This window comes from Prevotella sp. P6B1, assembly GCF_000702825.1.
Lineage (GTDB): Bacteria > Bacteroidota > Bacteroidia > Bacteroidales > Bacteroidaceae > Prevotella.
Window position 1 is genome coordinate 191945 of sequence record NZ_JNKF01000012.1, and the last position, 26307, is coordinate 218251.

The window sequence follows — 26307 nt, forward strand, 5'->3', positions numbered from 1 at the left end:
TTTTTGGAACTACCAAAATTTTTCGGCAAAAAGTTTTGTTTTTCGAAGATTTTTTGTAATTTTGCCGCATAAAACAATACTAGAATCAGTAATTCTAACCCAAAAACATATGGGAAAGCAGAAAATAGACATAGAATATCCATTGGCCATCAAGTCGCCAGCATTAATATGGGAACAGATAGGTAGCGCTCACGGACTGGAGCGTTGGTTTGCAGACCACGTCACCGAAGAAGACGGGATTTTCACTTTTACCTGGGGAGAACCATGGACAGAACAAGACGTGAGAGTGGCACACGTCGTCGAAGCCCAGAAATTTGACCACATCCGTCTGAAATGGGACGAGGAAGACGATGATACCTACTTTGAGATGCGAATAGCACAAAGCGACCTGACCCACCAACTGAACCTGCTCATCACAGACTTTGCCGATGACGACGATATAGACGGTCTCAAGATTCTGTGGGAGAGCATGCTTGACCGACTGCACAGAGCAAGTGGACTATAATGAGTGAATAGTGATTAGTGAATAGTGAAAAAAACACAAGGGGAAACAACTTTTCACTATTGACTATTCACTATTCACTATTTTTTTTGTAATTTTGCAGCCAAAATTGCAAAATAGCAAATGTTTCGAATCAAGAAACTGGACATATTCATCGCTAAACAGTTCGGAATGCTGTTTGTAGGAACCTTCTTCATCTGCCAATTTGTGCTGATGATGCAGTTCCTATGGCGTTATGTTGACGAACTGATTGGTAAAGGACTTTCACTGGAGGTGATGGCCCAGTTCTTCTGGTACATGGGCCTGATGCTGATGCCACAGGCCTTCCCTCTGGCCATCCTGCTTTCATCGCTGATTGCCTTTGGTAACTTAGGCGAGAGTTCTGAGCTGACCGCCATCAAGGCGGCTGGCATCTCACTGATGCAGGCTTTCCGTTCGCTTATCATCATATCGGTACTGATGGCTGGCGTTTCATTCTACTTCCAGAACGTGGTTGGTCCACAGGCTAACCAGGACTTCTACCGTCTGCTGTTGGGTATGAAACAGAAAAGCCCCGAGGTTGAGATTCCTGAGGGCATGTTCTACGACGGTCTGCCTAACACGAACATCTACGTACAGAAGAAAGACCTGAACACAGGTATGCTATACGGTATCATGATCTACCGTATGACTGGCAGCTACGAGGATCAGGCCATCATCCTGGCCGACTCGGGTATGATGCAGAGCACTGCAGAGAAGAAACACTTGTTGCTTACATTATATAATGGTGTATGGAACGAGAATATGCGTTCGCAGGATCTGGCAGGGACTGCCGACGTACCCTATCGCCGCGAGACATTCGTCACCAAACGCATCGTCCTCGACTTTGACGGTGGCTTCAGTATGGCCGATGTCAACGATATCGCAGGCGACGCGAGAGCGAAGAGTTTAGGAAAGATCCTGCACGACAAGGACTCACTGCAGGAGTTTAATGACAGTGTAGGTCGTGCCTACTACAAGGAGGGAACCAGTTTCTTCTTCAGAAAGGCCAGCGTATCGGCAAGCGACTCAACAAAGATAGCCCAGCAACTGGCAGGAGGCCACACCACCCTCGACTCGCTATTCAACAAATTGAACGACAACCAGAAGCAAGCGGCTATGCGTGTAGCGGTCAACAACGCCCAATCGTGTGCTACCGACCTGGAGATGAAGGGCACCTATGCCAAAAATCTGCATCGTTATTTCCGTACACACCAGATTCAGGCCATCCTTAAATTCACACTGGCCCTGACCTGTATTATCTTCTTCTTTATCGGAGCGCCCCTTGGTGCCATCATCCGTAAAGGAGGACTGGGTGTACCTGTCATCATATCCGTACTGGTATTTATTGTGTACTACATTCTGGACAGTACAGGTCAGAAGATGGCACGCGACGACCAATGGACCGTATGGTATGGCATGACGATATCAACCGTTGTCCTGGCACCTATCGCTGCCTTCTTTACCTATAAGGCAAACAACGACTCGGTGGTATTCAACATCGACATGTACAAGCAGGTATTCATGCGTATATTCGGTCTGAGAACACACCGCCACATCTATCGCAAGGAGGTGATCATCGAGGATCCTATCTATGCACTCGACTCGTACTATCTGCTGCAGATCAGTCAGGAAATCAAACAATATAGCGAGGAGCACAAGCTGTTGCATCTGCCTAACCCCATCCACGTGTTCTTCCACCCTGGTGACGACCAGAAGATCCAGAAGATTGTAGAACAGCTGGAAGAAGTCATCGACGATCTGGCCAATACCAAGGATGCACAGATACTGGGTTACCTGAACCACTACCCCATCGTGGCTACCCATGCGCACACCCGTCCGTTCCGCCAGAAGTGGCTGAACATCATCACAGGTTTGATTCTGCCACTTGGTGCGTTCTTCTATCTGAGAATGTGCCGGTTCCGTCTGCGTCTGCGCAAAGACCTGAACCGCATTCTGGAGACCAACGAGAGAATACTGGAACGTGCGGCCAAATTCGCACCACCAACACCTAAGTCGTTCGAAGATTTAGAGAAGATGCCATTCGTATATGAACTGGCACGCGACAAGGAGTCAAAAAAGCATAAGGATTAACTACTATATATAAATAAGGTGTAATAAAATGGAAAAGATGAAGTTGAACAGCATAGAAGAAGCCGTTAAGGACTTCGAGCAGGGTGAGTTCGTGATTGTTGTGGACGACGAAGACCGCGAGAACGAAGGCGACCTGATTATCGCCGCCGAAAAGATAACAGCAGAGAAAGTAAACTTCATGCTGAAACACGCGCGAGGCGTGCTTTGCGCACCTATTACCATCGAGCGATGCAAGGAACTGGACCTGCCACATCAGGTACAGGACAACACCTCAGTACTTGGCACTCCATTTACTGTCACCGTGGATAAACTCGAAGGTTGCACCACCGGTGTAAGTGCTCACGACCGCGCAGAAACTATCAAAGCATTGGCTGATCCGACCGCCACGCCTGAGACATTCGGACGTCCAGGACACGTGAATCCCCTTTACGCCCAAGACAACGGTGTATTGCGCCGTAGCGGACACACTGAAGCTGCCATCGACCTCTGTCGCATGGCAGGTCTCTACCCAGCAGGCGCACTGATGGAAATCATGAATGAGGATGGCACCATGGCCCGTATGCCCGAACTGATGGCCTTTGCCAAAGAGTGGAATCTGAAGATTATCAGTATCAAAGATATGATTGCCTACCGACTGAAGAAGGAGTCATTGATTGAAGTAGGCGAAGAAGTAGATATGCCCACGGATTACGGTCACTTCCGCTTGATACCCTTCCGCCAGAAGAGTAATGGTCTGGAGCACATGGCCCTGATCAAGGGCGAATGGCAGGAGGACGAGCCTATACTGGTACGCGTACACTCATCGTGCATGACAGGCGATATCTTAGGCAGCAAGCGCTGCGATTGCGGTGAGCAGCTGCACAAAGCCATGCAGGCCATCGAGAAAGAGGGCAAAGGCGTGGTCATCTATATGCAGCAGGAAGGTCGCGGTATCGGTCTGATGAACAAGATTGCCGCCTACAAACTGCAAGAGGAAGGTCTCGACACCGTCGACGCCAACGTGCACTTAGGTTTCAAGCCCGATGAGCGCGACTACGGTTGTGGTGCGCAGATGCTGCGCCACATCGGCGTACACAAGATGCGTCTGCTGACCAATAATCCCGTAAAGCGCGTAGGTCTGGAGGCTTATGGTCTCGAAATCATAGAGAATGTGCCCATCGAAGTTACTCCCAACCAGTATAATCTGCGTTACCTGGAGACGAAGAAGAACCGTATGGGACATACGCTCCATCTGAAATAACACTCAGAATGCCACAAATTCACTCCTGAAAGTGAAAAATTGGCACATTTATTTCGTATTAAAAAATAAAATGCGTAATTTTGCACAAAATTTAGAATAATATGGCACAATTATCCAATCGTCTGCAGCGTTTAGCCCCATCAGCCACGCTGGCAATGTCTCAGAAAAGCTCCGAAATGAAGGCGCAAGGTATCGATGTAATTAACATGAGTGTTGGAGAACCCGACTTCAATACACCTGATGCTATCAAAGAGGCAGCCAAGAAAGCTATTGACGAGAATTATTCACGCTATTCTCCCGTCCCAGGCTATCCCGATCTGCGCAAGGCTATCGTAGCCAAGCTGAAGAACGAGAACCAGCTGGACTACACCGTCAATGAGATTCTGGTCAGCAATGGTGCCAAACAGAGTGTGTGCAACACAGTGATGGCCCTGGTGAATGATGGCGAAGAAGTCATTATCCCAACCCCATATTGGGTGAGCTATCCCCAGATGGTACTGCTGGCAGGTGGTACTCCCAAGTTCGTAGAGGCCGGTTTCGACCAGAACTTCAAGATGACGCCAGAGCAGTTAGAGGCAGCCATCACCCCCAAGACACGCATGATTATCCTCTGCTCACCCAGCAACCCAACAGGTAGCGTTTATAGCAAGGCTGAACTGAAGGCGTTAGCCGATGTCATCCTGAAGCACGACGACCTGTTTGTACTGGCAGATGAGATCTATGAGCACATCAACTATATCGGCAAGCATGAGAGTATCGCCCAGTTCCCTGGCATGAAGGAGCGTGCCATCATCGTAAACGGTGTATCTAAAGCCTATGCGATGACAGGCTGGCGTATTGGCTATATTGCCGCCCCAGAGTGGATTGTCAAGGGCTGTAACAAGCTTCAGGGACAGTACACCAGCGGTCCCTGCTCAGTAAGTCAGAAAGCCGCTGAGTTTGCCTATGTGGCCGATCAGCAGTGTGTAGAGGATATGCGCCAGGCTTTTGAGCGCCGTCGTAACCTCATTGTCAAGCTGGCAAAGGACATCCCCGGACTTGAGGTAAATGTGCCAGAAGGTGCCTTCTACCTCTTCCCCAAGTGCAGCAGTTTCTTTGGTAAGAGCGATGGTGAAACCACTATCAATAACTCGACCGATTTCGCCATGTATTTGTTAGAAAAAGGTCATGTCGCAACGGTTGGTGGAGACGCCTTCGGTGATCCTGAATGCTTCCGAATGAGCTACGCTACAAGCGATGAAAACATTGTGGAAGCCATGAAGCGCATCAAAGAAGTGGTAGTAAAACTAAAATAATTCGGAAATTCTTAGTTAAAATGTATTAATTTAGCTTGTATTCCGCTTTATTTTGCTACTTTTGCGAGGTGAAACAAATCTTTATTTATTTATAATAACTAAAAAATTATTTTTAATTATGGCAACAACAACAAAGGCTGCAGCCCCAGCCAAAAAGAATTCGGGCTTTGGTGGTATTAAGGCAGCATGGGTTATCTTGGTAATTTGTGCAGCTCTTGGTTATGGTGTATGGTACTTCGTTATGGGTGATCCCAACAACTTCGTTGGTGGCGACCGTAGCGGTCATCCTGCAAACCTGCTGGGTACTGTATATAAGGGAGGTTTCGTTGTAGGTCTGATCCTGACTCTTCTCTTCACCGTTATCTGCCTGGGTATCGAGCGTTTCTTCGCTATCAAGAGCGCCGCTGGTAAGATTAACCTCGCCAAGTTCACCGCTCAGGTTAAGGAACTCATCAAGGCTCAGAAGTTCGATGAGGCTGACAAACTTTGCGACAAGATGCAGGGTTCTGTAGCTAACGTAGTTAAGGCTTCTATCGCCGCTTATAAGGATGTTGAGGCTAACGATACTCTGAAGAAGGCTGCTAAGATTGCTAAGATCCAGCAGGCTCACGAGGAGGCTACTCAGCTTGAGATGCCTACTCTGCAGATGAACCTCCCAATGGTTGCAACCATCGTATCACTCGGTACTCTGACCGCTCTGTTCGGTACTGTGCTCGGTATGATCGGATCATTCCAGGCTCTGTCTGCTGGTGGTGGTGCTGACTCTATGGCTCTGTCTGCAGGTATTTCTGAGGCTCTGGTTAACACAGCTTCTGGTATCTTGACATCATGGGTAGCTACCGTAGTTTATAACTTCTTCTCAAACAAGATCGACAAGCTGACATTCGCTCTCGACGAGATTGGTTACACAATCGCCGCTACATACGATTCTAACCACAACGAGGCTTAATCTTTATCCATTTTTTTAACGCATTAAAAAAGCATTTAGAGAATGGCTAAAATTAAGATACAGAAAAAAGACATCTGGATTGACATGACGCCTATGTCAGACGTGATGACGCTGCTTCTGTGTTTCTTTATGTTGACTTCAACATTCCTGACACCAGAGCCAGTTTCAGTCACAGCGCCTAATTCTGTGTCAGAGGTTAAGATACCTGAGCAGGATGTGCTCAACATTCTGGTAACTCCAGAAGGACGCATCTACTGTGGTACCGAAAACAAGAATAACATGCAGGCTATGATGGAGACCATGACCGACAAGTTTGGTATCCAGCTGAATGCCAACCAGATCAAGCACTTCCGCGAGGATGCTATGGTTGGTGCGCCAATGGCTCAGCTTGCTAACTATCTGAACCTCGATACAGAAAAGATGGGCGAGGCCATCCAGAAGCTCGGACTGCCGCTCGATAGTATCAACGGTGGTAAGAGTGAGTTCCAGGAGTGGGTGACAGCAGCCCGCGAGGCTAACCCCGACATCAAGCTCGCCATCAAGTGCGACTCAAAGACTTCTTATGGAACCATCAAGAAGCTGATGTCAGAGCTCCAGGACATGAACGAGAACCGTTTCCAGCTGATTACGAATCTCGATGTTAAACGTTTAAACGACTAGTAGTATTATGGCAAAAAAGAATCTATCAAAGCAGAAAAAGATGGATACCCGCGTGAACTTCACGCCAATGGTAGACATGATGATGCTTCTTATTACCTTCTTCATGCTGTGTACTACACTGGCAAAGCCACAGGCTATGCAGTTGACTATGCCATCAAACGATGACACATCGCAGCTGAAAGAAGAAGAGAAGCAGGTAACAAAGGCTTCTCACACCATCACACTCTATTTGGGTGCAAACAATAAGGTATGGTATGTAGCTGGTCTGCCCAACTACGACGATCCTTCATGCGTAAAGCCCACCACTTATGGTAAGGATGGTATTGAGAAGGTTCTCAACGAGCACACTACTGAAGAGGGTATCAACCCTATCGCCAAGATCAAGTTGGCTAAGAAGGAGCTCGATGCGAAGAAGAATGAGTACAACTCAAAGATGACCGACGAGCAGTATCAGGAAGCTCTGAAGAAGCTGAAGAAGGGTGAACTGCCCTCAGGCGAGAAGGTTCCTACTATGACCGTCATCATCCGTCCTCTGAACACAGCTACCTATGAGAATATGGTTGCTGCACTCGACGAGATGCTCATTAGCAATATTGATAAGTATGTGATTGACAATGTCGACAAGATGAGTGACGACGATAAGGCACTCATTGAGAAGGCTGGCGTCAAGTAACCCCTAAAATGTAGAATAGACTATGGCAAAAATAGATCTTATTGACAACAGCTGGGTTGACCTCGTATTCGAAGGTAAAAACCAGTCATACGGAGCTTATCAATTGCGCAAGAAGACGGGAACCCGTAACTTGAAGGCACTGCTGACCATGATTGCTATATTTGCTCTTATCGCAGCAATCGTGATTGCAAAGGTGCAAATCGATAATTACATCGCTTCCCGTAACGCAGCCATCGAAACCGACGTTGAGTTGGCCAGTCTGGCTGACAAGAAAGAGGCTAAGGTGGAAAAGAAAGATGAGCCCGAACCCGAGAAGATTGAGATTGAGCGCGTCAAGAGCTCTGTAGCCTTCACCGTTCCTGAAATCAAGAAGGACGAAGAGGTTAAGGAAGAGCAGGAGATGAAGTCTCAGGAAGAACTGCAGGAGACCAACACCGCTATCGGTGCTTTCAACGTTGAAGGTAACGACGAGACAGCAGGTGAGGTTCTTAAAGTAAAGGAGACTATTGCTGAGCCCGAGCCACCAAAGGTTGAAGAGACCAAGGTGTTCGACGTGGTAGAGGAAATGCCTCAGTTCCCTGGAGGTAGCGCAGCTCTGTTCGAATATCTGTCTAAGAATATCAAGTATCCAGTAGTAGCCGAGGAGAACGGTGTACAGGGTCGTGTAGTTGTAACCTTCGTTGTAGAGCGTGACGGTTCTATCACCGATGTAAAGGTTGTAAGAAGCGTTGACCCATCACTCGACAAGGAGGCACAGCGCGTTGTTAAGTCAATGCCACACTGGATTCCTGGTAAGCAGAACGGTAGCGCAGTACGTGTAAAGTACACCGTACCTGTTACATTCCGTCTGCAGTAATGCTCAACAAAATCTGAAATGAACGCATTCAACAAATTATCACAATTAGTTGGATTAACCTTGATATTAGGCTTGTTCCCCGGATGTGGGAACAAGCCTAATCCTGAAAAGGAGCAAGCTTATCAGAAGGCTGCCAGCATACTGACAGCCGATGAAAGTTTCTACCCTATCATTGACGAAGAACTATATTATTTCACTAATCAGACACTCGACTCCATCACACCCGTTTATATCAACGAGCAGGATGCTGTTAAGAAACTGATGAACAAAGAAACATGGCTGGCTTTCACCACACGTGATTTCACGAAGAAAGAGCGCCAGACACTGATCAGCCAGAAATTCCTGCCAAGAGCCATACCTGTAGCTTACGACGGTCTGGCCATCATCGTCAACAACTCAAACCCCGACTCTTGCATCACCATCAAGGATTTTGCACGAGTGCTGAAGGGCGAGATTACCAAGTGGGACGAGATATACCCACAAAACAAACTGGGAGTCATTGATGTGGTATTCGACAATCCACTCTCAAGCACCGTACGTTGGTGTGTAGACTCCATCCTTGGTGGCAAACAATTCAGCGCCCCCAACATCGGAGCAGCCAAAACAAGTGCTGCCGTTATCGACTATGTTGAGAACCATCCAAACTCTTTGGGTATTATAGGTTCGAACTGGCTGAACGACAAGCGCGACACCACCAACGTGACCTTTAAGAAGAATATAACAGTGATGGGCGTTTCAAAGCTCGATTCGGCAACGAAATACAACAGTTGGAAACCCTATCAGTACTATTTATATAATGGCAATTATCCCCTACGTCGCACCATCTATGCGTTGCTAAATGACACACGTAACGGCGTGCCCAGTAGCTTTACTCACTTTGTACAGCTACCCAAAGGACAGAAAATCATCCTGCGCTTCGGACTGCTCCCAAGAACAGCCAATATGAACGTCAGAGATGTGATTGTCAATAAGCAGTGATTAAACCAAAATCAAATATAAACGTCATAAGAGAGAGAACAGTAAACAAAGTAGAATTAAAAAAACACGAATTATGAAAGCAATTAAATATCTATTAATGGGTGCGATGCTGACAGGTTTCAGCGCCGCCGCTAATGCACAGGAAGCAGAACTCAATGCTGCTCTCGATGGAATTAAGTCAAAGGCTCCCAATGTAGCCGAGTTAGCAAAAGCTGCCTACAAGAAGAACAAGAAGGACGCTGCTGCGCTGATTAAGATCGGTCAGGCCTTCTATGCTCAGAAGGATACAGCTAATGCACGAATGTTTGCCAACTATGCCAATGAGGCTGGCAAACCTAAGTATCAGTATGCACCCGCATATCTGCTGTTAGGCGATATCGAGTCGGCTTACGGTACTGATGGTGGTAAGGCTGCTGGCTACTACAACCAGGCTATTACCTTCGACCCAAAGAATCCTGAGGGTTACAAGAAGTGGGCCATGGTTTACCGTAAGATCAGCCCAACTCAGGCTGCCAAGAAATTGCAGGATATGAAGGCTCAGTGCCCTGATGAGGACGTAGATGCTATCACCGCACATATCTATATGCTGGCTGGTGACGAGAAGGCTGCCTACGAGAACTATGCTAAGGCTGATATCAACAAGCTCGACAAGTTAGGACTGAACGAGTTCGTACGTTGTAGCTACTTCACTGGTCACTTCCAGGATGCTCTCCGCGCTGCCGAGGCTGGTATCAAATTGGAGCCACGCAACCCAACATTCAACCGTCTGGCAATGTTCTCAAACTATGAGTTGAAGAACTACGAGGCTGCCAAGAGCTACATCAACAAGTATTTCTTCGAGACCGATAGCGCCAAGGTATCTGAGTACGACCACTTCTATACAGCACTGATCTATCAGGCTCTGGAGGATAAGGCTAACATGTACACTCACTATGACAAGGCTCTTGAGCTGGTTAACGATCAGTCAATGATCAAGCGCTGGGCTATCCTGAAGAGTGTATCTGACTCTTATCTGAAGGACAAGGAGTTTGAGAACGCCATCAAGTACTACGAGCAGTACATGGCTTGCAAGCCCGATGTAAACTCTGACGATATGGAAGGTGTAGCAAAGATCTACTCAAAGTATGCTGACGAGGATGCAAGCCGCAAGGCTGAGCTGATTGGTAAGGCTATCGAGGCTTATCGCGCTATGGGTGAGAAGTTCCCCATCCAGTCAACATACGTTGCCTATCAGTGCGCTACCATGAACAACAAGCTCGACAAGAATGGTGAGAAGGGTCTTGCCAAGGCCGACTACCAGAAGGTTGTAGAGCTGCTGGAGGGTAAGGCCGACCGCACCAAGGGTGAGGACACCATGCTGAAGTATAGCTTGCACTACCTGATGTCGAACGCTTTCCTGTATGGTAAGAACAAGCCACTGGCTAAGGAGTATGCCAACAAGATCCTGGCTATCGACCCCAACTATGCTGCTGCACAGCAGATTCGTGATCTGAAGTAATTCAAGCATTACAATACAAAGAAAGAGGTGTTCAGCAATGAACATCTCTTTTTTTGTGAGTATTTTCCAAGTTAGAAAATGGTGTTTTCTAAGTGAGAAAACATTGGTTTCCAATAAAGAAAACAGGTGTTTCCAATAAGGAAACACCTGCTATACTTTCACTATGTCCTATCTTATTAGGGAAGGCTGATAGCCTCAGAGGGACAAACAGAAGCACAAGTACCACACTCTGTGCAGAGATCGGGGTTGATAGAATACTTCTCACCCTCAGAAATAGCCTCTACTGGGCACTCACCCTGACATGTACCGCAAGCGATGCAGTCGTCACCAATTACATATGCCATAATTCTTAATCAATTTAAGTTATTAATACTGTTAATACTCACATTTAATGATGCAAAGGTACAATTTATTTTCGAAATATACCAAATTTTAGGTATCATTTTTAATAATTTATACAATGTCAAAATAAGCACACACATAATAAGATAAGTATTTCTCCGTTATTAATATGGTATGAAGCAGAGATTTCTAACCGTCATCATAACGCTATGTATCGCCATGAGTTGTCAAGCACAGAAGCGATACGTGATACAGCACAAGCCGTACATCGACTTGCGCCCTATGCACTTTGGTATATCCGTAGGTATGAACATGCAGGATCTGGAGTTAGAGAACACCAACCCGTTTGTATATGATGCAGACCGCTGGAACGTGGGATTCTCAGTAGGCGTGCTCGCGGATATGCGCTTATCCAGTAATCTGAACCTGCGCATATCGCCCACCATGCATTTCGGCGCGAAGCACCTGATATTACAGAATCTGCAGGACTTAGATTCTGAAGGCAACCCCAAGACAGAGACACAGGACATGAAGAACACCTATCTGGCCGTACCTGTCGACCTGAAGTTCTCCGCTCAGAGATGGAACAACATCCGCCCTTATATGGTAGCAGGCGTTAGTCCGATGGTGAACCTTACCAACAATCAGCAGGAGATTGTACAACTGAAACGTACCGTCCTCATGCTGGAGGTGGGACTGGGTTGCGACCTGTATCTGCCATTCTTCAAGCTGATACCTGAGTTGAAATTCTGTTATGGTCTGGGCAACAAATTGGACAAGAGCCATGTTGCCAGTCTTAAGGACGACCAGAAAAAAATGTATGCCAACTCTGTTAAGAGCGGGCATACAAAGATGATAGTATTAACTTTCTATTTCGAATAAGCTTACTTCTCAAAAGTCAGCACCAGCTTGCCGATATACACGCCATGCTTACCATTCTGATCTACAGGAATCTGCTTTCCGGTCTTGTCTGGAGCATATTCCAAGGCAGGCATATAGGTATGAGTATGACCTCCCAGCACCAAATCGCAGCCCTCTATCTCACGAATGAACTGCTGATCAGGATATTCAGATATCTCCCATCCTAAGTGTGACAAACAGATTACCACATCACACTTCTCTTGACGACGCAGGATATCAATATACTTCTTCGAAGTCTCAACAGGATCGAGGAACTTAACGCCCTCACAGTTCTTATTCGACACCAGTCCCTTCATCGGCGCACCAAGGGCAAAGACGCCAATCTTAAGTCCTTGACGCTTCAGGATGATATAATCCTTTACCAAGCCCTCGCAGGGAGTACCAGTAAAATCGTAGTTAGAACAAACCACGGGGAAGTTGGCCATACGGAAGATCCGTGCCATATTCTCAAGGCCAAAGTCGAACTCATGGTTACCGATAGTCACCGCATCATAGCCCATCTGATTCATCAGACCGATCTCAACCTCGCCCTTAAACAAGGTATAGAAACCCGAGCCCTGAGAGAAATCGCCAGAATCGAAGAACAACAGGTCAGGATGCTGCTGGCGCTGTTCCTTGATCATATTGATACGACGCAGGAATCCGCCACGACCAGCCAGGTTCTTATTATCCAGATTCTCATTCAGCGGCAAAATGCATGAATGTGTATCATTGGTATGAAGTATTACCAACTCTTTTTTGGTCTTAGCACCTGCCGAAACTACCGACAAGAGTGCTACAAGTATCATCAGGTGAAATCTGCGCATAACTTATTGGATTTTAATACGACCTTCAACATTCGAATCGACCACCAAGCCACGAGCCTGATGATCCTTGAAATAATTCATAATCAGGAAGCGTGTGTTATTACTCTTGTCATTGGGGGCAATGATATTAGTACCCTCCTTGAGCGCTGGCATACCGTCGTTACCTTCAATCAGATAGTTGATTGTAGCCACACGATACTCTGCCTTCGGATCAATCTCCTTACCATGCAGACGGCAAGATATCAACTTCTCGTCCTTGGAAATCACAAGTTCAACACCATGACTAACTCCCTCGCCGCCTCGTTTGGCAATCTGCTGGAAGAGCTTCAGCATCTTCTCGCCTGTCAGCGTGATAAAGCATATCTTATTCTCAAACGGAGCTACATCGAGCACATCGCCATAGGTGACCTTACCTTTGGTGAGATCGGCACGAATACCACCCATGTTATAAATGCCCAGAACAGGCTGCTCGCCGTAATCCTTAGCCGCCCATACCAGGATATCAGCCAAGAGGTTCGACAAATCGCTCTCTGGACGATCGGCATGCATGTTATGTGCCACCATACCCACTACCGGTCCCATGATACTGTCGTTAACCCGTTTGAAAGGTTCAATAAACTTGATAGCAGCCTCGTCGGGATTCTGATCGTAACGATCATCTACAATGATGCGAGTGCGCTCAATATGAGATAGTTGATAATTCTTTGGAGCACACGAGAATAGCATCAATGAGGCAAAAGAAACATAAAAAACGCGTCTTATACTCATAATTTATTCTTTTAATGGTGCAAAAATACAAAAAATATTCGAAATATTTCGTTGAAACAAAAAAAAAGTTGTACCTTTGCACCCGCTTTTCGGCGTAATCGCTGGCAGGAAGTAACGAGAGGCCTGTTATGTTGCGTTGGAACGATACAACAATTTAATTATAAAAAAGTACAATGGATTTAATTAAAGTTGCTGAAGAAGCATTTGCAACCGGCAAAAAGTTCCCAGAGTTCAAGGCTGGTGACACCATCACTGTCGCTTACAAAATTATCGAGGGTGCCAAGGAGCGTATCCAGCTCTATCGTGGTGTAGTTATCAAGATTGCAGGTCACGGAGACAAGAAGCGCTTCACCGTTCGTAAGATGTCTGGTACCGTTGGTGTAGAGCGTATCTTCCCCATCGAGTCACCCAACATCGAGAGCATCGAGGTTAACAAGGTAGGTAAGGTTCGCCGCGCTAAGCTTTACTATCTGCGCAAGCTCACTGGTAAGGCTGCCCGCATTAAGGAAAAGCGTCACAACGTTGGCGAATAAAAAAGTAAAAAAAGAGGCTTCACCCAAGTGTGCGAGCCTCTTTTTTTATTCCCCATGCAGGGCTTTCTGAAAATCCTCCCAACTCTGGAACCCTGCCAACAAAGAAAGACGGTCGAGCGTTTTCTTATCAGGTTTTCTCAGGATTTCCTTCTCCACTGCCTCCAGCAGCTTCCGAAGCGCCAAACGTTTCTTCTCCATGTTAATAATTTAAGTTTGGTGCAAAATTACAAAAATATTTTGTACCTTTGCACACAGAAATAAAAAATATCGCAAAAATGAAAGAATTAGCACTCAAGTACGGATGTAATCCCAACCAGAAGCCCTCGCGCATTTTCATGACCGAGGGTGAGCTCCCCATCGAAGTAATCAACGGTCGTCCTGGATATATCAACTTCCTCGACGCATTCAATGCCTGGCAGCTTGTCAAGGAACTGAAGGCCGCTACCGGTCTGCCTGCAGCAGCCTCGTTCAAGCACGTAAGCCCTGCTGGTGCAGCTGTTGGTCTGCCCCTGAGCGACACCCTGAAGAAGATCTACTTCGTGGACGACGTGAAGGACCTCGACGAGAGTCCTATCGCCTGTGCCTACGCCAGAGCACGCGGTGCCGACCGTATGTCGAGCTATGGTGACTTTGTGGCTCTGAGCGATACCTGCGACGCTACCACAGCTAAGCTGCTGAAGCGCGAGGTGAGCGATGGCGTGATTGCACCTGATTTTACACCTGAGGCTATTGAGATTCTGAAAGACAAGCGTAAGGGTACCTACAACGTGATCAAGATCGATCCTACCTACGTTCCCGAGCCTATCGAGCGCAAGCAGGTATTCGGCATCACCTTCGAACAGGGCCGCAACGAGATCAAGCTCGACGACGATGCACTCTTCGAGAACATGCCTACCCAGAACAAGACCTTCACTGCCGAGGCTAAGCGCGACCTGATCATCGCCCTCATCACCCTGAAGTACACCCAGAGCAACTCAGTATGCTACGTGAAGGATGGACAGGCTATCGGTATCGGCGCTGGTCAGCAGAGCCGTATCCACTGTACCCGTCTGGCTGGTAACAAGGCTGATATCTGGTGGTTGCGCCAGCATCCAAAAGTGATGAACCTGCCTTTCATCGACAATATCCGTCGTGCTGATCGTGATAACACCATCGACGTGTATATCTCAGAGGATCACGACGATGTACTGCGCGAGGGCACCTGGCAGCAGTTCTTCAAAGAGAAGCCAGAAGTGCTGACGATGGAAGAAAAGAAGGCATGGATTGCTCAGAACACCAAGGTGGCTCTGGGTAGCGACGCTTTCTTCCCCTTTGGCGACAATATCGAGCGTGCACACAAGAGCGGCGTAGAGTTCATCGCTCAGGCTGGTGGCTCTGTTCGCGACGACCATGTTATCGACACCTGCGACAAGTATGGTATCGCAATGGCCTTCACTGGTGTACGCCTGTTCCACCATTAATCATTGGCAAATTGTAAATTCATGGACGATTTTCAGAACATTCTTGAGAACGGCATCAACTTCGGACGTGGAGGTGACAAGCCGAAAGACGATGGCAAGGTGAAGACTAAAGCCAAGAAAAAGAAGTATATCACTGGTGCTCACGGTAGCGGCTCTGCAAGGCAGAAAGCCAAATACCGTGAGCAACGGGCCAACCGTCATAAGAAATAATCAATATCATAATAAAATGAAACTACTAAAAATATTACTAACAACTACCCTACTCTGCGGCATGAACACCCTTCATGCCCAGAAGTATGTAGGTGGCGACATCTCATTATTGCCCACCTACGAAGAGCATGGTGCCAACTACATGGATCCCGATGGCAATCCCATCAACAATCTACTCCAGTATTTTAAGGATCAGGACCTGAACGCCATGCGCGTGCGCCTGTTTGTAGACCCCAGCCAAGCCAGCACGGAGGATAAAGGCGAAGGTGTGCGACAGGATCTGGCCTATGTAAAGGCATTAGGAAAGCGCATCAAGGATGCTGGTATGAAGTTCATATTAGACTTCCATTACTCTGACACCTGGGCCGACCCCAGTCAGCAAGCCACGCCCGCATCGTTCAAAACGGTAAACACCCCAGCCACCGAGTATATCTACACCTATACCAAGGACTGCCTGAATGCATTAGTTGAAGCAGGCGCTACGCCCGACTTTATCCAGACAGGAAACGAGATCACCTACGGCATGATGTGGGATTCGGGGTGTAAGGTTGAAGCCAACACCCAATGGAATGGCTATAAGGACACTAATTGGAGTAGCCTCACCACTGCCCTAAAGAATGCAGGAAGAGCCTGCCGCGAAGTATGTCCAAATGCCAAAATCATTATCCACACAGAGCGCGTGCCCAATATTCCGCAGATCACAGACTTTTATCAGAGAATGGATCAGAACGAAGTGGATTACGACATCATCGGCACCAGCTATTATCCATACTATCATGGCAACCTTACCCAACTGGACGCCGCATTAACAGCATTTGAGACCACATTCCCCACAAAAGATATCATGGTGGTGGAAACAGGTTGTGGCTACCACTACCAGGTAGGCGATAATGCCACAGGCTATCCCCTTACATACGAAGGTCAGCGCCAATTCACTGCCGCCTTGGTAACCACCCTCAACCAGCATCAGAATGTGAAAGGCCTGTTCTGGTGGTTCCCTGAAGCCAATGAATATGGTCTTGATTGGAACACCCAACGCGTAACTGATGGTTGGTACAATGCCTCACTCTTTGATAATGAAACGGGTAAGGCTCTGCCAGCGCTCTTCGAACTGAAAAAATTCTGCGATGAGAGCGCAGGGATGCAGCTACTACAGACAGAGACAGCGCAACCAGACTGCTGGTACACCCTTAGTGGTTGCAAAGTAAACAAAAAGCCCGATACAAAAGGGATTTATGTAGCTAACAAAAGAAAAATCATCGTGAAGTAATTTATATTTCACGCTTTGAAATTTAAATCCCAAACTTTGCAACATAAGTTTCAAAGTTTGGGATACAAAATAGATAACGTAGCTTAGAAATTCAGTTCCTTGCCGCGATAGAACTCCAGCAAGGCGTGCTGATACAGATTCTCATAGCGTGCCTGAACCATATCGGATTCCGACTTCAGGTAGCTGTTCTTCGATTCGTTGAACTCTGTAATGTTTGCCTTTCCGTTCTCATACTTGGCCTGCATCAGTTCGAAAGCGTCTTTCGAGCTCTGTACAGCCTCAGCCGAGCTCTTCTCCTTGCTCTGCGCATTCAGGGCGTTGTAATACACCTGCTGAATCTCCTTATAGAGCGTTTTCTTCGTATTGTCGAGCTGTAACTGCTGGTTTTCCTGCTGGATACGGGCGTTGCGAACGCTATTGCGTGTCTGGAAACGATTAAAGATAGGCACACTCAGATTCAGACCGATATACTGGCTGAAGTTGTTCTTCAACTGCTTGCTGAAGCCATCAGACTTAAAGCCCGAGGTGGTGTAATAGTTGGTACCCAGTCCGCCACTCAGTGAGAGGGTCGGACAATGTCCTGCCTGAGCAATCTTGATGTTATGCGCAGTACCCTTTAGCTTCAGCTGTTGTGAGAGGATCTCTGGTCGTACCCCCATAGCCTCAGCATAAATCTGATCGGGGCTCACCATACCATCCAGCTTGCCAAGTGCATCCAGCTCCTCATCCGTAGGGCGTACAATCGCAAAACCTTCAGGGGTTGCTAACTCTAACAGCTGAGTCAGACTCAGCACAGCCAGTTTCATGTTGTTATCAGCCTGGGTAGCAGTCAACCTGCTGTTAGCCAAAGTGGCTTTCTGTCGTGAGAGTTCAGCCTCGCTGGCCTTACCGTTATCCACAAAAGCCTGCAGACGAACCACCTGAGCCGAGTCGATTGCAATCTGTCGATGCGCCACATCAGCCATCTCCATATCGTAGAGTATCTGCACATAAGCCTGAGCCACCTGCATACGGATATCGTTTTTGGCCTTCTCCAGGTCGGCAGTAGCAGCCTCCAGATTCAGCTGGTTCAGCTTTATCTGGTTAGGAATCTGGAAACCAGTGAAGATAGGCACGCTGGCACCCAACTGGAACGATGTCGATGAGGTATTGGTGTTAGTATAAGTATTCTGGGCAGTCAGACCACGGCCGAACGAGAAATTCTGTCCCAGACTACCATTCAGATCCGGCAGTCGTGAGTTCTTGGCATTGCTGAGTTGCAGCTCCTGCTGACGACGCTCATTCTGCTGCTGCTTGATACTGATATTATGCTCGATGGCATAGTCGCAGCACTCGCGCAGGCTCCACGCCTTCTGGGCACTGGCAGTCCCCAATCCCAACGAGCCAACAACGATGGTTAATATATACTTTTTCATAACCGCTTACTTTTCTTTATCATCCGTAATAATCTCTGGGCCACGAACCTTATCCTTAGTTGTGATACCCTTCTTGATCTCAATGTTCACACCGTCAGAGAGTCCTGTCTCCACATAAGTACGATTGTAGGTTTTGTTCTTACCCTCGCCCTTGACCACATAAACAAAGGTGCTGTCGCCGCTGAACTCGATGGCGCTCTCAGGAATGCAGAGTACCTTATCAACCCTTGCCAGCACAATCTCGGCATTGGCGCTATAGCCTGAACGGATTTTCTTGCCGTTCTCCGACAGTTTCACAGCTGCCTTGATCTCGAACTGGTTAGTACCATTGCTCTCCACAGCCTTTGGCGAGATATACTCCAAGGCCGCATCGAACTTCAGGTCCTGCAGAGCACCGATGGTTATCTTCATGTTCATGCCGCTAATGAGCTGACCTACCTCTGTCTCGTCGATGTTTCCACGGAAAATCAGGTCGTTCATATTCGCTACAGTGGCAATAGTCGTACCATCGTTGAAGGTATTCGAGAGGATGACCGAGTTACCCACCTTCACAGGGATATCCAGAATCACACCGCTGATAGTTGAACGGATGAGCGTAGATGAAGCCTTGGCATTCGACTTCGACACACCATCGCGCACTACCTCAAGCGCATCCTGAGCAGCTATCTTCTCATGTTTGGCCTGAGCCAAGCTCATCTTGGTCTTATCAAACTCATCGGCACTTACTAACTTCTGATTATAGAGGTTCTCCTCGCGCTGGAAGTCGGTCTCAGCCTGTTTCAGATTGATTTCTGCCAGACGTACACGCATCTCAGCACTCGACAGCTGCGCCATATCAGGAATCACCTTCACCTTGGCTATCACATCGCCAGCATTCACATAGTCGCCTGGCTCTTTCAGCAGTTCAGCGATGATACCAGAGATCTGCGGCTTGATATTCACCTCGTTGCGAGGTTCAATCTTACCTGTAATAATGGTGGTTTTCTGGATACTGTCTGTCTGGGGAGTAAACTCATTGTAGACAATCTCCTTGGGTTGGCTCTTCTGCCACAGGAACACGAATGTTCCGATGAAAATCAGCGCTACGATAGCGGCGATAATCAGTTTGCTGTACTTTTTCATACTTTTATAGTTTTTATTATTTTCTTTTTCACTTTTATTCATCTCGCATGGCGTCAACGGGTTTGATGCTCATAGCTCTTGCGGCTGGGGCCAGTCCTGCCAGCACACCTAACGTGCTGACCACGAAGGCACAGAAGATAGCCGTCCAGAAGCCTACCTGGAAGTGGGTCTGTATAATTCCATCCTCAGTATTATACATCTCCAGCATCTGCAGAATCATCACAGCGAAGAGGATGCCACTCATACCTGCCACTAACGTCAACACGATACTCTCTGAGATAATCTGCGAGAGAATCATCTTGGGAGTAGCACCGATGGCTCTGCGGATACCAATCTCTGTGGTACGCTCTTTCACCGTTACCATCATGATATTCGACACGCCGATGGCACCTGCCAACAGGGTTCCTAAGCCCACCAACCAGATCAGGACGTTCACGCCTTTAAACAGGTTGTTGATCAACTGGAACATCAGCTCGGTATTGAATACAAACACACCTTGTTCATCAGTTGGATCGATATAGTGTGCTCTGGCAACAGTCGCACGGATACGAGGCGTAATCTTATTCATCAGCACACCAGGACGGCCTGTGGCAGCAATGATATCAACGGCATTACCACGATTAAAGGCAGCCTGCATCAGGGTGATGGGGATGGTGATGCGCTCTTCAGAGCGACCACCAATAGAGATACCACCTGAGCTATAGTCAACGCCAACCACCTCGTAATAGGTAGAGTCCACACGGATTTTCTTGCCACAAGGGTCGCCACCTTCCTTAAACAGGTCTTTGTATATCTTCTTACCAATCACGCACACCTTGCGCTGTTCCTGAATATCCATCTCGTTGATGAAACGACCATAATATATCTTTGGTGTGATAATATTCACCATCTCAGGCACAGCACCCTGTATTCTGGGGGTAGTTTTCTGGTCTCCATAGTAGGCCGTCGATCCACGTCCCATCAGGATTGGCGCAACAGCATCCAGTTCTGGTACTTGCTGCTTCAGTCGGTCCACATCCTTATACTCCATATACCAATAGCGCCCCTTGCGGAAGCCCTTATAGGGTTTCGAGGTTGGATCGGCACCAATAATCACGGTATTCTGCGCAAAACCATCGAAATTGCTATACAGTTTCTCCTTCACGCCCTGTCCGGCTCCCATCAGTGCCACCAGCATAAACACGCCCCAGAACACACCGAATCCAGTGAGGAACGAGCGCGACTTATTGCGAGTCAGCGTATCGATGATTTCTCTATATGAATCAATATCTATTCTCATAATCAATCAACTCTTAATGCCTCGATGGGGCGGATTCTACTTGCTTTATAGGCAGGGATGAGTCCTGCGATAGTACCAGCTATCACCATCACCAGCGTGGCCTCGATACATACATCCAGTCCTACTGTAGGATCAACAAACAGGGTTATCTTCTCCATACCCAGGTCAGTCACCTCGTGGCCCAGCGTGGCATCCATATACTCGTTGGCAAAAACGCCGAACAGCATACCTACATAGCCAAAGATGGTAGTGATAATCACACTCTCTGTGATGATAAGTCGCAGTATGCTCCATGGCTTGGCACCAATGGCCTTACGGATACCGAACTCATGGGTACGCTCCTTCACGGTGATGAGCATGATGTTTGATACGCCTACGATACCAGAGAGTAAGGTAAAGAGTCCTATCACCCAAAGGAAGGTATGGATGATGGCGATACCATTGTTCATCTGCATGCCCTGCGTATAGTTATTCCATATCCAGATGGCGCGCTTGTCGTCAGGATGAGCCTGGTGAGCACCATTCAGACGCCTGCGATAGTCCTTCTCAAAGTCATCGTTGGCCTTCTCTGTGTTCAACCCGTGGAAGGTAAACTCTACTCTACCTATGCTGGGTGTATTGGCACCATAGATACTCTTGATGGCCGAGTACGATGAATAGGCATTACCCCACCCTTCGTCGCGACTCTTATAGATGCCCACCACTTTGAATGAGAAGTTGTCCACCTTGACAAACTTACCCAACAGTGTCTTGTAGTCCTTAGGCTCCAGTTCCTTGGCCTGACTGTCGGCAAGCACCAGCACCTTGCGGCGCTCTTTCTGATCGATATCGTTGATGAATCGTCCACAGATGATATGCGTTTTCACAATCTGGGTATGAACAGGGTAAACGCCTGCTATCTGGATACTCTTATAGTTATCGCCATTGGTAACCATGGCGGTGGTATAGTAACAGGCACCCACTTCATCTACGTTCTCCGAAAACTCTGTTTCCGTAGCTTCCATATCGTGCTTGTTCAGTTGGATATAGCGGCCTTCCTTCATACCTTTGTAAGGCATCGAAGTCACACCTTCGCTCACCTCTATCGAGTTAGTCAGGTAGTCTTCGCTCATCTTCATCGTGGCATTGATGAGTCCGTTTCCAGCTCCAAGCAGCACGATAATCATAAAGATGCCCCACGCCACAGCAAATCCTGTGAGCGTAGTACGAAGTTTATTCCTTCGTGCCGTCTGCCATATTTCAGTTATTATATCGTGCATAGTCTTTATTCTTTTGCAACGGACTACAGGACATAAGGACTTTTTTCTTAGGATTAATCAGTCCTGTTAGTCCTGTTGTCCGTTGCTAATATTACTACTTCATTAGTCCTCCGCTGCCGAATGGCGATGCATTATGATCGAGGTTCTCTTCGATATTGCCGATGATGCCATCCTTGATATGTACGATCTTGTTCGTCTCGTTAGCCACACCGCTCTCGTGAGTTACCACCACAATGGTCATGCCATCCTCCTGGTTCAGCTTCTTCAGCAGCTGCATCACCTCCACAGATGTCTTCGAGTCGAGGGCGCCCGTAGGCTCGTCGGCCAGGATAATCTGTGGACGGGTGATGAGTGCTCTGGCTATAGCCACGCGTTGCTTCTGTCCTCCCGACAGCTCATTGGGGTAGTGCTCAGCCCAGTCGGCCAAGCCTAACTTATCCAGATATTCCATCGCCATCTGGTGACGCTTCTTTCTGGATACCCCCTGATAGAATAATGGCAACTCAACGTTTTCCACGGCGGTCTTGAAAGAGATGAGATTAAACGATTGGAAGATAAAACCAATCATCTTGTTGCGATACTCAGCAGCCTTCCGCTCTGAGAGATCCCAAATGGGTACGCCTGCCAGCTCGTAGGTACCCGAATCGTAGTTATCCAGGATACCCAGGATGTTTAGCAGTGTAGACTTACCGGAGCCCGAGGCGCCCATGATGCTGACGAACTCACCTTTCTCGATGTCGAGCGAGATACCCTTCAGCACATGGAGCGGCTGAGCACCTTGATAGGTCTTGTTGATGTCTTTTAAGTGTATCATACAATATGTTATTACCTTTATTAATCATCTTTTTGACGTAGCTTACTCACCAAAAGTTGCAGCATACGCATTTTTAACATCCTCTAACGTAATGCCTAACAGCTGCATCTGACGGAACAGTTCTGGCAGTCGCTCTTTCATAAACTCCTGTTTGCGTGCTTTCAGAATCTGATTCTTGGCACCTGGCGTTACAAAGTAACCCAGTCCACGCTTGTTGTAGATGATTTCCTCGCGAGCCAATTGTTCGTAAGCTTTTACAGCGGTATTAGTGTTTACTTCGAGCAACACGGCATACTCACGTACGCTGGGGATGCGATCATCGTCTTTATATACACCCGAGAGGATTTCCTCGCACAGCCTGTCGGCCATCTGGATGTAAATCGGTTTATCATTTGTAAAAGTCATAATTCATCCACTTATTAGTAATTAATTCAAATCTCTTGAAGATACGGAACGATGCCCAGTAATTCACCACAGAGAATACAGCGAAGAATGCTGTAAGTATATAGGCGATGGTGCCTACCTTTTCAACCATGCCAACACCTTCTACGTAATAGGTACAGAACATATTGATTTCGTGATTCTTCGAAAACCAAACCAACATGGTAAAACCTGCTACCAGCACCAAACTGCTGATGACGAACGCATACTTGCGGAACAGTGTGCCACCAAGGGTATAGAAAGAGTGCAGCCACACCAGTCCACTAACCAAAAATGCCAGAGATATCAGGCGATAACCCAATGAATGATATGAACTTATACCATCAAATGTCATCATCTTAAACAATTCCGGGAAAATAAACGAATTCCACGAATCGCCATAGAACAGGCCACGGAACACCACACGCAACGTATCACCAACGATAAACGACAGGTACATCGTCAGGATTCCACATACAGTAGAGAATATGGTGGCTGCCAGAAACTTCTCTAAGTTGGTAGCAGGCAGCATCAGGAATGCCTGGCGATTTGGTTTCTTATCCAGCTCGACAAACAGGTTACAAATACCTACCACTACACCTATAATGATGTAAACCACAAAGAATGCAGCCAGGCTACCAGTATGGGTTCCTACAGGTTCTGTAGAACGGAATATGCCCAATATCATCATCTCGCCCAGAAAAACACCCAGCATTAATCCCAAGGCCCACATCAAAGATGAGCGAAAGTTGACACTTATCACCCAGCGTAAGGCCTTTCCAAATCTATTAATATCGAAACTGTTCATAACTCCAATTTTTCAACTATTAAATTCTTCAATTCATCACAGGTTCACAAATTTGCCAATGTTCTGAGTTCTGCAGAAGATCTTGTACGACAGCCAGTAGTTAACAATACCCCAAATACCGTAAACTGCATCAGAGATATGAAGCAGCGTCATAGCATCACCGTGAATCATATCAAACTGTTTTTCGTAAGAAATAGGGAACAACCATGTTTGTATCATCGACAAGAAGATGAGCACCAAGATGGTAAGAATCCACGAGTACTTGTGCGAACGGAAGAAGGTGGCACCAAGGGCGAAACACGACTGCACCCAAAGAAATAAAATAATCAGGGCGTTAATAACCGTAACCTTCTTTGAGCCAATGGCTTCCCAATTAACTGTGAAAGGATTTAAGCGACCGAACAGAGCACCTGTTACAAACTGCGGATTATTACCTATCAGCCAGTTAATCACATACTGCACCAAGTCGGCACCAAAGTAAGCTACAAACGTAAGACCCAATACATATATCCAAGTGGTGTAGCGCATCAGGTACTTCTCGAAATTAGAGGCGGGCAACAGCAACAGGGCCTGTTTGTCGTATTTTCCCTTCATACTGTTGAACATCATCGATGGCCCTATGGCTATCTGAATGATAAACATCAGCACCACAACCACGCAACAAGGTCTATAACCCGTATCAGCGCCTCTCAACCAGTAAAAGCTCGTGGTGAAAAACAAGAATATCAATGTCAACACCACAAACATCTGGAGCAGTGTGCGCACGTAGTAGCTCTTGTCGTTAGTGAACGACCAACGAGCCACATTGGCAAACCTATGTATATTAAACTGTATCATAGCTTCTTAAATTTTACCTTCGTTTACAGCATTAAACAGCAACTCCAAATTAACCTGAGTTTCAGCACTATCCTCCTTGCGTGGTGCAATCACGGCATTACCCTGAAGCGAAGGCTCGGCATAAAGCACATCGTCCATCTCGGCAGGCGTACGATACTCAAAGGTGTACTTATCCTGAATATCAGCCACACTGGCATTGAGCAACAGCTTCTGTGGTGAGAGAATCAGGATATGATCCAACAGCGACTCTACATCGTGCACCTGATGGGTAGAGATAATGAGCGTACGATCGCCAGTCATATACTGTGTTACCACCTTGCGGAACTGACTCTTCGATGGGATATCCAGTCCGTTGGTAGGCTCGTCCATTAGCAGCACACGAGTGTTTGTAGCCAAGGCAAAGGCCATAAACACCTTTTTCTTCTGTCCCATTGAGAGGGCGTTCAGCTTCACATCGCTGGTCAACTCGAAATCCTTCAGACAGCCTTCCAGTACAGTAGTGCTGAACAAGGGATAGAAGGGGCGGTTGATCTTCACATACTCATCGAGCGACATAGCGGGCAGGTCGAACTCCTCAGGAACAATAAAGATATCCTGCAGTGTTTCAGGGCGGCGCAACTTGGTCTCAATACCATCAAAGCTAACAGTACCCTTCTTGGGGCGCAGCAGTCCAGCAATCAGGTAAAGCAGTGTACTCTTACCTGTACCGTTCTTACCCAACAAGCCATAAATATTGTCCTGCTTCAGTTCCAGACTGAAATCATCGAATACCAGGTTCTTCTGCCCTGCATACTTAAAACTGATGTTGTTTACCTCGATCATAATTCTATCTATTTTTAATGTTCAATGCTAAGTGTTATAGTGTACCACTTTAATAGTACACTGCAAAAGTAGAATAAAAAACAATACGCTCCAAGCTTTTATGCAAAAATCTCCATTTCGTTAACACTATTTAGCACCCCATCCCTCGCGCGTACATAAATAAAAAGCATAGCAATTGTTGTTCGCAAAAATGTAACTAGTTAGTTTTCAAGGTACAAATACTAAGCTTTGCAGGTACAAACAGTAAGGTAAACAGGTACAATGAGCCTACTACAATATCGTTTGCCTATACGCAAACGATTATTCGCCTATACCCAAACGATTGTGCGCCTATACGCAAACGATCGTTCGGGTATAGGCGAATTGAAACTTTTTTCTCATCGTTCGATACCAAACTTGCTGAGTCTGCTCACGCCCGAGGAGAAGGTGGGACTAAGGACTTGAAAACCATCGATTTT

General features: G+C 47.1%; 28 protein-coding genes. 15 read left to right on the plus strand and 13 right to left on the minus strand.

Annotated features, from left to right (window positions below; translation table 11 throughout):
• Positions 1-109 precede the first annotated feature (109 nt).
• The 10 genes from T495_RS0107715 to T495_RS0107760 all read left to right on the plus strand — a co-directional run bounded on the left by T495_RS0107715 (position 110) and on the right by T495_RS0107760 (position 10763).
• Positions 110-505, plus strand: coding sequence for an START-like domain-containing protein (locus T495_RS0107715; protein ID WP_033148427.1), 396 nt, complete (start codon positions 110-112; stop codon positions 503-505).
• Positions 506-625: 120 nt separating this feature from the next.
• Positions 626-2614 (plus strand): LptF/LptG family permease, encoded by a 1989-nt coding sequence (locus T495_RS0107720; RefSeq protein ID WP_033148225.1) that lies wholly within the window; start codon positions 626-628, stop codon positions 2612-2614.
• A 28-nt stretch (positions 2615-2642) separates the two neighbouring features.
• A complete protein-coding gene (locus T495_RS0107725) occupies positions 2643-3854 on the plus strand; it encodes a bifunctional 3,4-dihydroxy-2-butanone-4-phosphate synthase/GTP cyclohydrolase II (protein ID WP_028902171.1) in 1212 nt (403 codons plus the stop codon).
• Positions 3855-3955: 101 nt separating this feature from the next.
• Positions 3956-5149: a pyridoxal phosphate-dependent aminotransferase gene (locus T495_RS0107730; RefSeq protein ID WP_033148226.1), complete on the plus strand. Its 1194-nt coding sequence runs from the start codon at positions 3956-3958 to the stop codon at positions 5147-5149.
• A gap of 118 nt (positions 5150-5267) precedes the next feature.
• Positions 5268-6098 carry a MotA/TolQ/ExbB proton channel family protein gene (locus tag T495_RS0107735; RefSeq protein ID WP_033148227.1) on the plus strand — a complete coding sequence of 277 codons (831 nt, stop codon included), beginning with the start codon at positions 5268-5270 and terminating at the stop codon, positions 6096-6098.
• Between the two features lie 42 nt (positions 6099-6140).
• Positions 6141-6758 (plus strand): biopolymer transporter ExbD, encoded by a 618-nt coding sequence (locus tag T495_RS0107740; RefSeq protein ID WP_028902168.1) that lies wholly within the window; start codon positions 6141-6143, stop codon positions 6756-6758.
• Between the two features lie 7 nt (positions 6759-6765).
• On the plus strand, positions 6766-7431 hold the full coding sequence (locus T495_RS0107745) for a biopolymer transporter ExbD (RefSeq protein WP_028902167.1): 666 nt from the start codon (positions 6766-6768) through the stop codon (positions 7429-7431).
• Positions 7432-7453: 22 nt separating this feature from the next.
• Complete coding sequence (locus T495_RS0107750) at positions 7454-8287, plus strand: energy transducer TonB (RefSeq protein ID WP_033148228.1); 834 nt, start codon at positions 7454-7456, stop codon at positions 8285-8287.
• Positions 8288-8305: 18 nt separating this feature from the next.
• Entirely contained in the window at positions 8306-9265 is a 960-nt protein-coding gene (locus T495_RS0107755; protein WP_028902165.1) for a PstS family phosphate ABC transporter substrate-binding protein, read from the plus strand.
• Between the two features lie 73 nt (positions 9266-9338).
• Positions 9339-10763 (plus strand): lipopolysaccharide assembly protein LapB, encoded by a 1425-nt coding sequence (locus T495_RS0107760; protein WP_155993524.1) that lies wholly within the window; start codon positions 9339-9341, stop codon positions 10761-10763.
• A gap of 176 nt (positions 10764-10939) precedes the next feature.
• Here the strand turns inward: T495_RS0107760 and T495_RS15590 are convergent, their stop codons facing one another.
• Complete coding sequence (locus T495_RS15590; protein ID WP_013065171.1) at positions 10940-11107, minus strand: 4Fe-4S binding protein; 168 nt, start codon at positions 11105-11107, stop codon at positions 10940-10942.
• A gap of 172 nt (positions 11108-11279) precedes the next feature.
• On the opposite strand from T495_RS15590, the gene T495_RS0107765 reads away from it, so the two are divergent.
• The gene (locus tag T495_RS0107765) at positions 11280-11987 is read left to right on the plus strand and encodes a porin family protein (protein ID WP_033148230.1); all 708 of its coding nucleotides are present in this window, start codon (positions 11280-11282) and stop codon (positions 11985-11987) included.
• Positions 11988-11989: 2 nt separating this feature from the next.
• Here T495_RS0107765 and T495_RS0107770 read toward each other — a convergent pair whose 3' ends face one another.
• Both T495_RS0107770 and T495_RS0107775 read right to left on the minus strand, forming a co-directional pair.
• Complete coding sequence (locus T495_RS0107770) at positions 11990-12832, minus strand: bifunctional UDP-sugar hydrolase/5'-nucleotidase (protein WP_033148231.1); 843 nt, start codon at positions 12830-12832, stop codon at positions 11990-11992.
• A gap of 3 nt (positions 12833-12835) precedes the next feature.
• Positions 12836-13600 (minus strand): 5'-nucleotidase, encoded by a 765-nt coding sequence (locus T495_RS0107775; protein WP_028902161.1) that lies wholly within the window; start codon positions 13598-13600, stop codon positions 12836-12838.
• Between the two features lie 173 nt (positions 13601-13773).
• Between T495_RS0107775 and rplS the strand changes: the two genes are divergently transcribed.
• A complete protein-coding gene (rplS, locus tag T495_RS0107780; RefSeq protein WP_028902160.1) occupies positions 13774-14133 on the plus strand; it encodes a 50S ribosomal protein L19 in 360 nt (119 codons plus the stop codon).
• A 45-nt stretch (positions 14134-14178) separates the two neighbouring features.
• Here rplS and T495_RS15875 read toward each other — a convergent pair whose 3' ends face one another.
• On the minus strand, positions 14179-14331 hold the full coding sequence (locus tag T495_RS15875; RefSeq protein WP_155949976.1) for a hypothetical protein: 153 nt from the start codon (positions 14329-14331) through the stop codon (positions 14179-14181).
• A gap of 68 nt (positions 14332-14399) precedes the next feature.
• On the opposite strand from T495_RS15875, the gene T495_RS0107785 reads away from it, so the two are divergent.
• The 3 genes from T495_RS0107785 to T495_RS0107795 are packed head-to-tail and all read left to right on the plus strand — an operon-like array spanning position 14400 to position 17073.
• A complete protein-coding gene (locus tag T495_RS0107785) occupies positions 14400-15593 on the plus strand; it encodes a phosphoribosylaminoimidazolecarboxamide formyltransferase (protein ID WP_255347597.1) in 1194 nt (397 codons plus the stop codon).
• A gap of 21 nt (positions 15594-15614) precedes the next feature.
• On the plus strand, positions 15615-15803 hold the full coding sequence (locus T495_RS0107790; protein WP_013064993.1) for a hypothetical protein: 189 nt from the start codon (positions 15615-15617) through the stop codon (positions 15801-15803).
• 16 nt (positions 15804-15819) lie between these two features.
• Positions 15820-17073: a glycosyl hydrolase 53 family protein gene (locus T495_RS0107795; RefSeq protein ID WP_033148233.1), complete on the plus strand. Its 1254-nt coding sequence runs from the start codon at positions 15820-15822 to the stop codon at positions 17071-17073.
• 83 nt (positions 17074-17156) lie between these two features.
• Here the strand turns inward: T495_RS0107795 and T495_RS0107800 are convergent, their stop codons facing one another.
• The 9 genes from T495_RS0107800 to T495_RS0107840 form a co-directional block, all read right to left on the minus strand.
• Positions 17157-18488 carry a TolC family protein gene (locus T495_RS0107800; RefSeq protein WP_033148234.1) on the minus strand — a complete coding sequence of 444 codons (1332 nt, stop codon included), beginning with the start codon at positions 18486-18488 and terminating at the stop codon, positions 17157-17159.
• A 6-nt stretch (positions 18489-18494) separates the two neighbouring features.
• On the minus strand, positions 18495-19610 hold the full coding sequence (locus T495_RS0107805) for an efflux RND transporter periplasmic adaptor subunit (RefSeq protein ID WP_033148428.1): 1116 nt from the start codon (positions 19608-19610) through the stop codon (positions 18495-18497).
• 34 nt (positions 19611-19644) lie between these two features.
• Complete coding sequence (locus tag T495_RS0107810; protein WP_033148235.1) at positions 19645-20889, minus strand: ABC transporter permease; 1245 nt, start codon at positions 20887-20889, stop codon at positions 19645-19647.
• A gap of 2 nt (positions 20890-20891) precedes the next feature.
• Entirely contained in the window at positions 20892-22148 is a 1257-nt protein-coding gene (locus T495_RS0107815) for an ABC transporter permease (RefSeq protein WP_033148236.1), read from the minus strand.
• Between the two features lie 94 nt (positions 22149-22242).
• On the minus strand, positions 22243-22962 hold the full coding sequence (locus T495_RS0107820; RefSeq protein ID WP_033148237.1) for an ABC transporter ATP-binding protein: 720 nt from the start codon (positions 22960-22962) through the stop codon (positions 22243-22245).
• A 42-nt stretch (positions 22963-23004) separates the two neighbouring features.
• The gene (locus T495_RS0107825) at positions 23005-23367 is read right to left on the minus strand and encodes a GntR family transcriptional regulator (protein WP_033148238.1); all 363 of its coding nucleotides are present in this window, start codon (positions 23365-23367) and stop codon (positions 23005-23007) included.
• Entirely contained in the window at positions 23351-24190 is an 840-nt protein-coding gene (locus T495_RS0107830) for a hypothetical protein (protein ID WP_155993526.1), read from the minus strand. Before T495_RS0107830 ends, T495_RS0107825 begins: the two co-directional genes overlap by 17 nt.
• A 36-nt stretch (positions 24191-24226) precedes the next feature.
• Entirely contained in the window at positions 24227-25027 is an 801-nt protein-coding gene (locus T495_RS0107835) for a hypothetical protein (protein WP_155993528.1), read from the minus strand.
• Between the two features lie 6 nt (positions 25028-25033).
• Positions 25034-25849, minus strand: a complete 816-nt coding sequence (locus T495_RS0107840; protein WP_033148241.1) for an ATP-binding cassette domain-containing protein — start codon at positions 25847-25849, stop codon at positions 25034-25036.
• Positions 25850-26307: the final 458 nt, after the last annotated feature.